The sequence below is a fragment of the Caballeronia sp. GAFFF2 genome (assembly GCF_023631485.1).
Classification (GTDB): Bacteria; Pseudomonadota; Gammaproteobacteria; order Burkholderiales; family Burkholderiaceae; genus Caballeronia.
On record NZ_JALQDA010000027.1, the window covers coordinates 68,178 to 80,903 of the forward strand.

General features: G+C 62.9%; 11 protein-coding genes. 10 read left to right on the forward strand and 1 reads right to left on the reverse strand.

Annotation, left to right across the window (positions count from 1 at the left end; genetic code table 11):
• The first annotated feature begins 15 nt into the window (after positions 1-15).
• From NCT04_RS16765 to NCT04_RS16810, 10 genes are all read left to right on the forward strand, one after another.
• Positions 16-915, forward strand: a complete 900-nt coding sequence (locus NCT04_RS16765; RefSeq protein WP_250466630.1) for a LysR family transcriptional regulator — start codon at positions 16-18, stop codon at positions 913-915.
• A 173-nt stretch (positions 916-1,088) separates the two neighbouring features.
• Positions 1,089-2,966: an ABC transporter permease gene (locus NCT04_RS16770; RefSeq protein ID WP_250466631.1), complete on the forward strand. Its 1,878-nt coding sequence runs from the start codon at positions 1,089-1,091 to the stop codon at positions 2,964-2,966.
• Positions 2,963-3,709: an ABC transporter ATP-binding protein gene (locus NCT04_RS16775; protein ID WP_244828647.1), complete on the forward strand. Its 747-nt coding sequence runs from the start codon at positions 2,963-2,965 to the stop codon at positions 3,707-3,709. Before NCT04_RS16770 ends, NCT04_RS16775 begins: the two co-directional genes overlap by 4 nt.
• Entirely contained in the window at positions 3,706-4,425 is a 720-nt protein-coding gene (locus tag NCT04_RS16780; RefSeq protein ID WP_244828646.1) for an ABC transporter ATP-binding protein, read from the forward strand. Before NCT04_RS16775 ends, NCT04_RS16780 begins: the two co-directional genes overlap by 4 nt.
• 30 nt (positions 4,426-4,455) lie before the next feature.
• On the forward strand, positions 4,456-5,661 hold the full coding sequence (locus NCT04_RS16785; protein ID WP_250466633.1) for an ABC transporter substrate-binding protein: 1,206 nt from the start codon (positions 4,456-4,458) through the stop codon (positions 5,659-5,661).
• A 16-nt stretch (positions 5,662-5,677) separates the two neighbouring features.
• Positions 5,678-6,598, forward strand: coding sequence for a LysR family transcriptional regulator (locus NCT04_RS16790; RefSeq protein ID WP_244828644.1), 921 nt, complete (start codon positions 5,678-5,680; stop codon positions 6,596-6,598).
• 150 nt (positions 6,599-6,748) lie between these two features.
• Positions 6,749-7,837, forward strand: coding sequence for an HlyD family secretion protein (locus tag NCT04_RS16795; protein ID WP_250466635.1), 1,089 nt, complete (start codon positions 6,749-6,751; stop codon positions 7,835-7,837).
• 4 nt (positions 7,838-7,841) lie between these two features.
• Entirely contained in the window at positions 7,842-9,416 is a 1,575-nt protein-coding gene (locus tag NCT04_RS16800) for a DHA2 family efflux MFS transporter permease subunit (protein WP_244828642.1), read from the forward strand.
• A gap of 12 nt (positions 9,417-9,428) precedes the next feature.
• Complete coding sequence (locus tag NCT04_RS16805) at positions 9,429-10,889, forward strand: efflux transporter outer membrane subunit (RefSeq protein WP_250466637.1); 1,461 nt, start codon at positions 9,429-9,431, stop codon at positions 10,887-10,889.
• On the forward strand, positions 10,886-11,335 hold the full coding sequence (locus NCT04_RS16810; protein ID WP_250466639.1) for a PaaI family thioesterase: 450 nt from the start codon (positions 10,886-10,888) through the stop codon (positions 11,333-11,335). Before NCT04_RS16805 ends, NCT04_RS16810 begins: the two co-directional genes overlap by 4 nt.
• A 42-nt stretch (positions 11,336-11,377) precedes the next feature.
• On the opposite strand, the gene aptA is transcribed toward NCT04_RS16810, so the two are convergent.
• Positions 11,378-12,706 (reverse strand): omega-aminotransferase AptA, encoded by a 1,329-nt coding sequence (gene aptA, locus NCT04_RS16815; protein WP_250466641.1) that lies wholly within the window; start codon positions 12,704-12,706, stop codon positions 11,378-11,380.
• Positions 12,707-12,726: the final 20 nt, after the last annotated feature.

Below are 12,726 nucleotides of genomic sequence, written 5' to 3' on the forward strand. Positions count from 1 at the left end.
CAAAGTCGATTCCGCATGCTCGATCTCGGACAAGTGCGTTGCTTCGTCGCCGCCGCGACGGAACTGAACTTCAGGCGTGCGGCTGCGCTGCTCAACATGACGCAGCCGCCGCTTTCCAGGCAGATTCATCTGCTTGAAGAGAATCTCGGCGTCATGTTGTTCGAACGCGTTGGCCGCACGGTCAAGCTGACGCCGGAAGGGCGCGTCTTTCTTGCCGATGCCGCGCGTCTGCTCAATCTCTCCGAGCAAGCGGAAAGCACGGTGCGGCGCGCGAGCAAGGGCAAGACGGGACGCGTGCGGCTCGGCTTCACGGGCGCGGCCGGCTACGAGTTGATTCCGCAACTGCTCGTCGCGGCCAAGCACGCGCTGCCCGATATCGATGTCGTCCTGCTCGAACTCGTTTCCGTCGCGCAGATCGAGGCCTTCGCGGCCAATACCATCGACCTCGGCTTTCTGCGGCCCTTGCCTTCGCGGCAACAGCTCGAATTTCTGCTCATCGACAGAGAGCCGCTGATCGTCGCGCTGCCCGCCGGTCACGAGCTATGCGCTTATGACGAGATCGCCCTGCCGCAACTCGATCAAGAGCCGTTCATCATGCACTCGCCGGTGCACGGCAAATACTTCTGCGACCGCATCATGGGCATGCTCGCGAGGGAAGAAGTGAACCCGCATTTCACGCAATATATCGACCAGACGCCCACCATTCTCTCGCTCGTGCGCGCGGGGCTTGGTCTTAGCATCCTGCCGGCGTCGGCGCAGCGCTTTCATTACGACAACGTCGAGTTCAGGCATATCGCCAACAATCACGTGCAGGCGGAAATGAGCATGGCATGGCGCGTGGATCAGGATAATCCCGCTGTGACGGCCTTCAGACTCATGGCCGCGGATCACTTCGCGAGCCGGGTGCAGGACTGATCGACGCTTGCGCCCCAAGCGCCCATGCGAGCTTCAAAAGCAGCGCTCGAACCGGTTTCCCGCGCGCCGCTTTTTAATGCAATAAGGCCGAAGCGTGCATTTCATCGATAATGACGGCTCGCTCGCCCAACGCACGACTCAGCCCGATTCAAGCCGACTCCCGACCGCGCCCGATGCTCGCCAACTTGCTCGTCCAACTCGTCAACGGTCTCGCCGATGCCTCCGCGCTCTTTCTCGTCGCCTCGGGTTTATCGCTGATATTCGGGGTGACGCGCATCGTCAACTTCGCGCACGGCTCGCTCTACATGCTCGGCGTGTACGTCGCGTACAGCCTGACGAGCCGCTTCGGACAGAGCGTCGCGGGCTTCTGGATGTCGGTGCTGGCGGCGGCGCTCGTCATCGGCGTGCTTGGCGCGCTGATCGAAGTCGGCGTGTTGAGGCGCATCTATCGCGCGCCCGAGTTGTTCCACCTGCTCGCAACCTTTGCGCTGGTTTTGATCTTTCGCGATGCCGCGCTCTATCTCTGGGGCCCCGAAGACCTGTTCGGTCCGCGCGCGCCGCATCTCGCGGGCGCCGTGCAATTGCTCGGTCACGCGTTGCCTTCGTATGACATCGCGCTGATGTGCATCGGCCCGCTCGTGCTCGCGGTGTTGTGGTGGGCGCTGACGCGCACGCGCTGGGGCACGCTCGTGCGCGCAGCAAGCGCCGACCGCGAGATGCTCGGCGCGCTCGGCGTGAATCAGGCGTGGCTTTTCACCGGTGTCTTTTTCGCGGGCGCGTTTCTCGCGGGGCTGGGCGGCGCGCTGCAAGTGCCGCGCATGTCGGCGAATCTCTCGCTCGATCTGGAGACTATCGGCAACGCGTTCGTCGTGGTGGTCGTGGGCGGCATGGGTTCGATACCCGGCGCGTTCGTCGCTGCCTTGCTGATTGCGGAGATCAAGGCGCTATGCATTGGCATTGGGCATGTGTCGCTCGGCGGTATCGACTTTTCCCTGTCGAAGTTCACGCTCGTCGCGGAGTTCGTCGTGATGGCCGTGGTGCTCGTATTGCGTCCGTGGGGACTCTTCGGCCGTCCGCAAGCCATCGCGCGCACTGCCGCGCCCGCCGATACGCCGCTTCGTCCCGCCACGCGCCGCCTGAAAATCGCAGCAGCGGGCGTAATCGTCTTGCTGGCGCTTGCGCCGCTCGCCGCTGGCGCGTTTCCCTACATGCCCGTGTTGCTCGTCGAAATCTTTATCGCCGTGTTGTTCGCCGCGAGCCTGCATTTCATCATGGGACCGGGCGGCATGCATTCGTTCGGGCACGCGGCTTATTTCGGCTTAGGCGCCTATGGCGCGGCGCTTTTCCTGAAGCTCTTTTCGTGGCCGATGGAAGTGTCGCTCGTGCTCGGCCCGCTCATGGCAGGCGTCGGCGCGCTCGTGTTCGGCTGGTTCTGCGTGCGCTTGTCTGGCGTCTATCTCGCCATGCTCACGCTCGCGTTCGCGCAGATCGTGTGGTCCGTCGTGTACCAATGGGATGAAGTCACCGGCGGCAGCAATGGTGTGCTCGGTATCTGGCCAGCGGCGTGGCTGGCGTCGCCGGTTGCGTTTTACTATTTGACGCTCGGGTTCGCGATCATCGGCGTATGGCTGTTGAGGCGCATGCTGTTCGCGCCGCTCGGCCTCGCCATGCGCGCCGGCCGCGATTCGCCGTTGCGTGCGGAAGCAATCGGCATCGACGTCATGCGCGTTCAATGGATGGCGTTCGTCGTCGCGGCGCTCGTGTGCGGTCTCGCCGGATCGCTCTATGCCTTTTCCAAAGGCAATATCTCGCCGGATGCGATCAGCGTCTCCCGATCCGTCGATGGTCTCGTCATGGTCCTGCTCGGCGGCATACAGACGCTATCCGGGCCTGTCGTCGGCGCCGCGCTCTTCACGTGGCTGCAGGATACCGTCGCGCGTCAGACCGACTACTGGCAGGCGCTGCTCGGCGGCGTGATCCTGCTGCTCGTGATCGCGTTTCCGCAGGGCATCGTGGGCTTTGCGCGCGAACGTTTCGGGAAGGCGCAATGACGCTCTTGCGCATCGAGCATCTTTCGAAATCGTTCGACGGCGTCAAGGCTGTCGATAGCGTGTCGTTCGATCTCGCGGCGGGCCAGTTGCTTGCGCTCATCGGGCCGAATGGCGCGGGCAAGTCGACGTGCTTCAACATGATCAACGGGCAGTTGAAGCCTTCGTCGGGATCGATCCGTTTCGACGGTCACGAGATCGCGGGCAAGCGTCCGCGCGATATCTGGCGGCTGGGCGTCGGGCGCACGTTTCAGATTGCCGCCACGTTCAATTCGATGACGGTGCTCGAAAACGTGCAAATGGCGTTGTTATCGCGTGAGCGTCGCGTGTTCAATCCGTTTGCGCGCGTGGCCGCGTGGCGCGAGGATGAAGCGCTCGCACTGCTCGAACTCGTCGGCATGACGTCGCACGCGAACCGTAGTTGCGCGGTCTTGGCGTATGGCGATGTGAAACGCGTCGAACTGGCGATCGCGCTTGCGAATCGACCGAAGCTGCTGTTAATGGATGAGCCCACCGCAGGCATGGCGCCGCAAGAGCGTCACGCGCTAATGGCGTTGACGGCGCGGCTTGCAAGGGAGCGCGATATCGGCGTGCTGTTCACGGAGCACAGCATGGACGTGGTGTTCGAATATGCGGACCGGTTGATCGTGCTGGCGCGCGGCAAGCTGATCGCGGCAGGCGACGCGCGCACCGTACGCGACGATCCGCGCGTGCGCGAAGTCTATCTCGGGGAGGGCAGCGAATGAGTCGATCGAACGCGCTCCTCAAGGTCGAGGCTTTGAACGCATACTATGGCCGCGCGCAGATTCTGTTCGATGTCGGCTTCGAAGTGGGGCGCGGCGAAGTCGTCGCGTTGATGGGCCGTAACGGCGCGGGCAAATCCACGACGATGAAAGCGGTCATGGGCATGCTCGCGCGGACATCGGGCACCATTCGCTTCATGGGCGAGGACATTGCGGGCATGGCGCCTTACCGTATCGCGCGCATGGGGCTTGGCTACGTGCCGGAAGACCGGCGCGTGTTCGGCGATCTCACGGTGATGGAAAATCTCGACACGGGACGCCAGCCGCCGCGCGAAGGTGCGCCGCAGTGGACGCCGGACAAGCTCTTTCGCGTATTTCCGAACCTTGGCGAGATGCGCGAGCGGCGCGGCAGCCGCATGAGCGGCGGCGAGCAGCAGATGCTCACGGTTTCGCGCACACTGATGGGCAATCCGCGCCTCGTGTTGCTCGACGAGCCATCGGAAGGCGTTGCGCCGGTGATCGTGCGGCAAATGGCCGACATGATCCTCGAACTGAAGCGCGAGGGCTTGTCGATCCTGCTGTCCGAGCAGAATCTGAACTTCGCGGAACGCGTCTGCGACCGCGCGTATGTGCTGGAGAAAGGGCAAGTGCGCTATGCGGGCGCGATGCGCGATTTCGTGCGCGACGGCACCGCGCGACGCGACTTGCTCGGCGTCTGACGGAACGAATCGACCAAAGGAGAACGCTTGATGATTACCCGAGCAGGCACGCTGATTCGCCTGACCCTGACTTCCGCCGCCGTGAGCGTGACCCTCGGCGCGTACGCCGACACCATTCGCATCGGCGAGATCAATAGCTACAAGGCGCAGCCTGCGTTTCTCATGCCGTACAAGAACGGCTGGAATCTGGCGCTCGACGAGATCAACGCGGCGGGCGGCATCAACGGCAACAAGCTCGAAGTCGTCTCGCGCGACGACAACGGTAATCCGGGCGATACGGTGCGCGTCGCGCAGGAACTCATCGCGCGCGAACAGGTGCAACTGCTCTTCGGCGGCTACTTGTCCAACACTGGCCTCGCGCTCTCGGACTTCGCCAAGCAGCGGCGCATTTTCTTCCTCGCCGCCGAGCCCTTGACGGACAAGATCGTCTGGCAAGATGGCAACAAGTACACGTATCGGCTGCGGCCATCGACCTATATGCAAGTGGCGATGCTCGTGCCCGAAGCCGCGAAGCTCAAGAAAAAGCGCTGGGCGCTGGTGTATCCGAATTACGAGTACGGACAATCGGCCGTGGCGACCTTCAAGCGTCTGCTCAAGGCCGCGCAGCCGGATGTGGAGTTCGTCGCCGAACAAGCGACGCCGCTCGGCAAGGTGGATGCCGGCGCGGTGACGCAAGCGCTCGCCGACGCCAGGCCCGACGCCATCTTCAACGTGCTCTTTAGCGCCGACCTCGGCAAGTTCGTGCGCGAAGGCAATACGCGTGGCTTGTTCAAGGATCGCGCGGTGGTGTCGTTGCTGACGGGCGAGCCTGATTATCTCGATCCGTTGGGCGCTGAAGCCCCGGTCGGTTGGGTGGTGACGGGCTACCCGTGGTATTCAATCGATACCCCCGCCAACAAGAAGTTCGTCGCGGACTACGAGGCGAAGTATCACGACTATCCGCGGCTCGGTTCCGTGGTCGGTTATACCGCGATGATGTCGCTTGCCAACGGCCTGAAGAAAGCCGGTTCCGCCGATCCCGACAAGCTCGCGGCCGCCTTCAAGGGCCTTGGCGTCGATTCACCGTTCGGACCGATCACCTACCGCAAGCAGGACAATCAATCGACGATGGGCGCGTATGTCGGCGTCACCGCGCTCAAGGACGGCAAGGGCGTGATGACGTCGTATCGTTATATCGACGGCGCGAGCGTGCAGCCATCCGACGACGAAGTGAAGAAACTGCGGCCCGCCGACTGACGCATCGACATTAAAAATGGACTACCTGACAAGCCTGAAGATCTTTCGCACGGTAGTGGAGGCGCGCAGCTTCGCGCGCGCGGCGGATATTCTCGGCTTGTCGCCGCCGGTCGTTTCGCGCGCGATCGCGGGTCTGGAGCAGCGCCTGGGCAGCAGGCTTTTCAATCGCACGACGCGGCAGATATCGCTGACCGAAACCGCCGAGCGCTTCTTCACCGACTGCTCGCGGCTTCTCGACGAGCTTCAGGCAATGGAGGAACGCGCCTCCAATCGCGCGAGCGAGGCGACAGGCCTCTTGCGGCTCGTCGCGCACACCACGGTGATGATGAGCCGCTATGTCCCGCTGATCGCGAGCTTCAGACGCGAGCATCCGCAAGTGCGGCTCGATGTGACGCTGACCGAGCGTCCCGTCGATCTCGTCGGCGAAGGCTACGATCTGGGTATCGTCATGCCGTTCATGTTGTCGAGCGATACCGTGGTCACGCGTCTGCTCGAAACCATTCCGCTTGCGCTCGTCGCCAGTCCCACGTATCTTGCGGCTCATCCGGCGCCGCGTCATCCATCCGAACTCATCGATCACGACTTCGTGCCGATGTCCGCGTCCATCCGCAAACCGGCGCTGACGTTTAGAATCGGCGGCGAGGACGTGATCGTGCCGCTGCGTTACGATACCTCGTCGAACAGCGCCGTCTTCAATCGCGCGATGGTGCTGGAAGGCTTCGGCATCGGCATGTTGCCTGTCGCGCTCGTGCACGAGGAAGTGCAAGCCGGCCGGCTCGTGACGTTACTCGATGCCTACGAACTCGTCGATGGCGCCATCGAATTCAAGCTTGCCTTCAGCACGCGTACGCTTTTGCCCGCCAAGGTGCGCGCCTTCGTCGAACATGCGGTGCGTTTCTGCTCGGACCAAAGCGCAACAGCCCGCCCGCACGCCTGATCCCCGATTCTTTCTCTCCGCGTTATTCACTCATGTCGGCCGCGCAGGTTGACCGGGTGCATATGCACATATAGTCTTTCGAGTCATCATGCGCGGCTCGAAACGCGCGCCATTCCGTTCACTTTCGTGCATATGCACAACGACTCGCAAATGACGACTCCATCGACCAATCTTCCTTCGGCCACTTCGCCCGCAGCGGCCGCGAAGCCGCGCCGGATACCGTGGATGCTGCTCTCGCTAGGGCTTGTCGCGATCATCGTGATTGCGGCTGCGGCATATTGGGCGCTCGTGCTGCGCTTCGTGCAGACCACCGACGACGCCTACGTCGGCGGCGATGTCACCGTGCTCGCCCCGAAGGTCAACGGCTTCGTGACGGATGTGCTCGTCACGGACAATCAGCCGGTGAAGGCAGGCCAGGTGCTGATTCGCCTCGATGCGCGCGACTACGACGCCCGCCTGGCGCAAGCGAACGCGGAAGTGTCGAGCGCGCGGGCCGCGGTCGATGAACTGCGCGCCAAGGACGCGTTGCAGGCGGCGGTCATCAACCAGCAGCAGGCGGAAGTGCGTGCTTCGTCGGCGGAATTGTCGCGCAGCACGTCCGACCGTTCGCGTTATCGGGAACTCGTCAAGGACGACGCGGTGTCGAACCAGATCGTCGAACGCGCCGATGCCGACTATCTCAAGGCGCAAGCGGCGATGGATCGGAGCGGCGCATCGCTCGTCGCGGCAAAACGCCAGTTGACGGTGATCGAAGCGCAGATTGCAGACGCGCAAGCGCGCGTGCAGACCGCCGAAGCCGCGCGGCGCGTGGCCGAACTCAACGTCGAATACACGACGATCCGTTCGCCTGTCGATGGCTACGTGGGAAATCGCACGGCGCGCGTCGGCGTGCTCGCGAACGTCGGGACATCGTTGTTGACCGTGGTGCCCGCCACGGGCCTCTGGGTCGACGCCAACTTCAAGGAAGACCAGCTCAAGAAAATGCGCGCCGGCGATGAAGCCGATGTGAACCTCGACGCATCGAGCGTGCCGCTGACGGGTCACATCGAAAGTCTCGCGCCGGCCACGGGCGCGACCTTCAGCGTGCTTCCCGCCGAAAACGCCACCGGCAACTTTACCAAGATCGTTCAGCGTGTGCCGGTGCGCATTCGTCTGGACGTACCGAAAGGCATGGAGCACGTGTTGCGGCCCGGCCTTTCCGCGACGGTGAAGGTTCATCTCGACAAATCGCGCGGATAAGACGATGACACAGACCGCTCCCTTGGACCCGGCAAGTCAGCCCACGCGTCAGCGCGTGCTCGCGTTCGCGCTGATGTGCCTCGGCTTTTTCATGGCGACGCTCGATATTCAGATCGTCGCGTCATCGCTCAAGGATATCGGCGGCGGTTTATCGGCGAGTCAGGACGAGCTTTCGTGGGTGCAGACGTCGTATCTGATCGCGGAGATTCTCGTCATTCCGATGTCGGGCTGGCTCTCGAAAGTGTTCTCCACGCGCTGGCTATTCGTGGCATCCGCGGTGGGCTTCACCATCACGAGCATGTTGTGCGGCATGGCGTGGGACATCAATTCGATGATCCTCTTTCGCGGCATGCAGGGCGCGCTCGGCGCCGCGATGATCCCGACCGTGTTCACGACCGCCTTCGTGCTGTTCCCCGGCAAACAGCGACTGATTGCATCGACAACTATTGGCGCGCTGGCCTCGCTCGCGCCTGCAATCGGACCGGTGATCGGCGGGTGGATCACCGATCAATGGTCATGGCACTGGCTCTTCTATCTGAACGTCGTGCCGGGAATCGTGGTCGCGGTGCTGGTGCCGAAATACGTGCATATCGATTCGCCCGATCTTTCGCTGCTCAAGAAGGGCGATTACGTCGGCATCGCGCTGATGTCCGGCTTCCTCGGCTGTCTGGAATACGTGCTCGAAGAAGGGCCGCGCAAGAACTGGTTCGGCGACAACGTAATCGTGGCCTGCACCTGGATTTCGGCGATCTGCGGTTTCCTGTTCCTCGTGCATGCGTTCACCGCGAAAGAACCGATTGTCGATCTGCGCGCGCTCGCGGTTCGCAACTTCGCAATCGGCAGTCTGCTCTCGTTCGTGACGGGCATCGGCATCTTCGTGTCAGTGTTTCTGACGCCCGTGTTCCTGAGCCGCGTGCGCGGCTTCGACTCGTTGCAGACGGGTCTCGCGCTGCTTTCCGTCGGCTGCTTTCAGTTGATCGCGCTCGGGGCTTACGCGTTCGCCACGCGCTTCTTCGACATGCGCATCTTGCTGGTTTTCGGGCTCATCTGCTTCGGCGCGGGATGCTTTCTCTATACGCCGCTCACGCATGATTGGGGCTGGCAGGAACTGCTTCTACCGCAGGCGTTGCGCGGCATCGGGCAACAGTTCGCGGTGCCGCCCATCGTGACGATGGCGCTCGGGTCGTTGCCACAGTCGCGGCTCAAATCGGCGAGCGGACTGTTCAATCTGATGCGTAATCTGGGCGGCGCGATCGGCATTGCAGTGAGTGCGACCATGCTCAACGACAGGCTGAATCTGCACTATCTGCGGCTGAGCGAGAGCGTGACCGTTGGCCGGCCTGTCATCGAGCAGATGCTCTCGCGCAGTTCCGCGCATCTCGCCGCCGCCGCCGGCGATGCGCTCGATGCATCGCAAGCCGGGCTCGCTTCGCTGCATGCGCTCGTGTTTCGCGAAGCACTCGTTCTGACTTTCGCCGACTGCTTCTATCTGCTCGCGCTGTGCTTTCTCGTCGGTATCGTCAGCGTGATTTTTTCGAAGCCGATTGCAAGCGCGCCGCCTTCGTCCGATGCGCATTGAGTGAATACGACCATGAAGAAGCTTCTCATCGAATTACTGGCCTTGAGCGCGTTTAGCGTGTTGAGTGCTTGCGCCGTGCAACCCGCGACGCGCGCCGATCTTCCGGCGACGGTTCAGACGACGGCTCCTGTCGATTGGAACGTGGAAGTGCCCGCCAATACCGCCGATCCAGCGGCATGGTGGAATCAGTTCAACGACCCGGTGATGCATGAACTCGTCGCGTCGGTGCTGAACGGCAATCTCGACCTCCAGGCCGCAGTGGAGCGCGTGAAGCAGGCCGAGGCGCTCACCACGCAACGCCGCGCTGCCTTGCTGCCGCAACTCGATGCGAACGTCACGGCGTCCGATACGCGCCAGAACACGCCGCCGCCGCTTGGCTATGTGCGTCAGGCGGGCGTCGGTCTTGCACTGAGTTGGACGCCGGATGTGTTCGGCGGCGAGCGGCTCGAATTGCTGGCGGCGCAGGCGCAACTGGTCGGCCGCGAACACGCGTCGGATCAACTGCGTCTTGCCCTCGCTGCCGATACGGCCGTCGCTTACGTCGATTTACGTTGGGCGCAGGCCGAACTCAAGATTCTGCAAGACAACGAGGCGATCCGCGAACGCGCGCTGAAGCTCACGCAACGCCGCCTGCAATTCGGCTTGTCGACGAAACTCGACGTGGCGCGCGCGCAGAATCAGCTCAGTGATCTGCAATCGCGCATGCCGCGCACGCAGTCGACCATTCAGCATCAGTTGAGCCTTATTGCCGTGTATTCGGGCCGCACGCCGGAGTCCATCGACCAACTGATGCTCGCCAATCCCGGCGCATCGCCCGTGATTCCCGTCCCTGCCGAGGGCGCGCCGCAATTACTGCCTTCCGAAGCGCTGCTGCGTCGACCCGATGTGCTGGTGGCCTACGCGACGCTTCAGCAACGCGCGGCGGAAGTGGGCGTCGCGCGCGCGGAGCGCTATCCGAAGTTCTCGCTGCGCTTGTCGGATGGCTTGCTTGCATCGTCGTATCTCGGCTTGCCGACGCTCACCGACAACCTGTTTTCGGCCGCGCTCAACGCCACGAGTCCGATTTTCAACGCGGGGCGTATCACGGCCGAGATCGAACAGAACGAGAGCAGGATGCGCGAGTCGGAACTGCATTTGCGGCAGACCCTGCTCGAAGCGCTCAAGGACGTGGAAGATACGCGCAGCGACCTCATCAGCACGACGGAGCAGAGCGCGAGATTGACCGACGCGCTCGGTGCATCGGGACAGTCGCTCACGCTTTCGACGCAGCTCTACAAGGGAGGCGCGGCAAGCTTTCTGGATGTGCTCGATGCCCAACAGTCCTATCTGCGCGACGCCGATGCGCTGAACCAGGCGAAGCGCGAGCACGCGCTCGCGGCGGTGGCGCTGTATCGGTCGCTCGGCGGCGGCTGGAGCGTGACTAACGATGACGATCCCATCAAGACAGCGAGTCTCAAGGAGAACACGAAATGAGCTTGATCGACGAAACCGCACCCGGCCTCGACGGCCTCGCTCAATTGCGCCGGCTGATCGCTAGCGGCCGCAAGCCCGGCATATTCGAGTCGCTCAGGCTCGACTTCGTGGAAGTGGAAGCGGGCAGGGCCGTGTTCGAAGGCATACCGGGCGATCATGCGTATAACCCGATCGGCACGGTGCATGGCGGGTACGCGGCCACCTTGCTCGATTCGGCATGTGGATGCGCGGTGCATTCGTGTCTGACCGCGACACAGGCCTATACGACGCTCGAGTTGAAAGTGGCCTATCACAAGGCCGTGACGCGCGATTCCGGTTTGGTGCGCGCCGAAGGACGCGTGCTGACGATGGGGCGGCGCGCGGCGTTTGCCGAAGCGACGCTCAAGGACGCGAGCGGGAGGTTGTTGGCTTCGGCGACATCGACGCTGCTGGTCATCGAACGGTGAGAAGGCCCGGCATCCTCGAATCGGGATGCCGGGCAGTGGCGCTTACTTCACGCTCTGCAACACCTTGCGCACCGTGCCGAAGATATGATCGATCTGATCGTCCTCGACGATCAGCGGCGGCGAGAACGCGAGGATATCGCCGGTGTAGCGCACGAGCACGCCTGCCTCGAAGCACTTCACGAACACTTCATACGCACGCGCACCCGGCGCGCCTTCACGCGATTCTAACTCCACGCCCGCGACGAGTCCGAGATTGCGGATGTCCTTCACATACGGCGCATCGCGCAACGCGTGCACGGCGCTTTCGAACTTCTCCGCCTTCGACGCCGCGCGCTCGAACAACTTGTCACGCGCGTACAGATCGAGTGTCGCGACAGCCGCCGCGGTTGCAACAGGGTGTGCCGAATACGTATAGCCGTGGAACAGTTCGATCGCGTTCGCCGCGCCTGCATCGACGATTGCGTCGTGCACCTTGCGATGCGCCGCGACCGCGCCCATGGGAATGGTGGCATTGTTGATGGCTTTCGCCATGGTGATGAGGTCCGGCGTCACGCCGAAATACTCGCTCGCCGTGGCCTTGCCCAGACGCCCGAAGCCGGTGATGACTTCGTCGAAGATCAGAAGAATGTTGTGTTTCGTGCAAATTTCGCGCAGCTTCTGCAAGTAGCCCTTCGGCGGCACCAGAACGCCAGTCGAACCTGCGAGCGGCTCGACGATGACCGCGGCAATCGTCGATGCATCGTGCAGCGCGACGATACGTTCCAGTTCTTCCGCGAGATGCTCACCCCACGCGGGCTGACCCTTGGAAAACGCGTTGTGCGCGAGGTCGTGCGTATGCGGCAAGTGATCGATCGACGGCAACAGCGCGCCCGAGAACGTTTTGCGATTCGGCGCGATGCCGCCCACCGAGATGCCGCCGAAGCCGACGCCGTGATAACCGCGCTCGCGGCCGATGAGACGCGTGCGCTGACCTTCGCCGCGCGCGCGATGGTAGGCAATCGCGATCTTCAACGCCGTATCGACGGATTCGGAACCGGAGTTCGTGAAGAAGATGCGATCCAGTCCTTCGGGCATCAGGCCCGCGACCTTGGTGGCCGCCTCGAAGGCAAGCGGATGGCCCATCTGGAAGGTCGGCGCGAAATCGAGCGTCGAGAGCGCCTTCTGCACCGCTTCGACGATCTCGTCGCGGCAATGGCCTGCGTTCACGCACCAAAGGCCCGCGCATCCATCGAGAATTTCGCGGCCGTCCGTCGAGCGGTAGTACATGCCTTTCGCGCTTTCGAGCAGGCGCGGTGCGGCCTTGAACTGGCGGTTGGCGGTGAAGGGCATCCAGAACGACGAAAGGTCTTCGATGACGGGGCGGGCATTCATATCAAGTCTCCTCAAGGAAC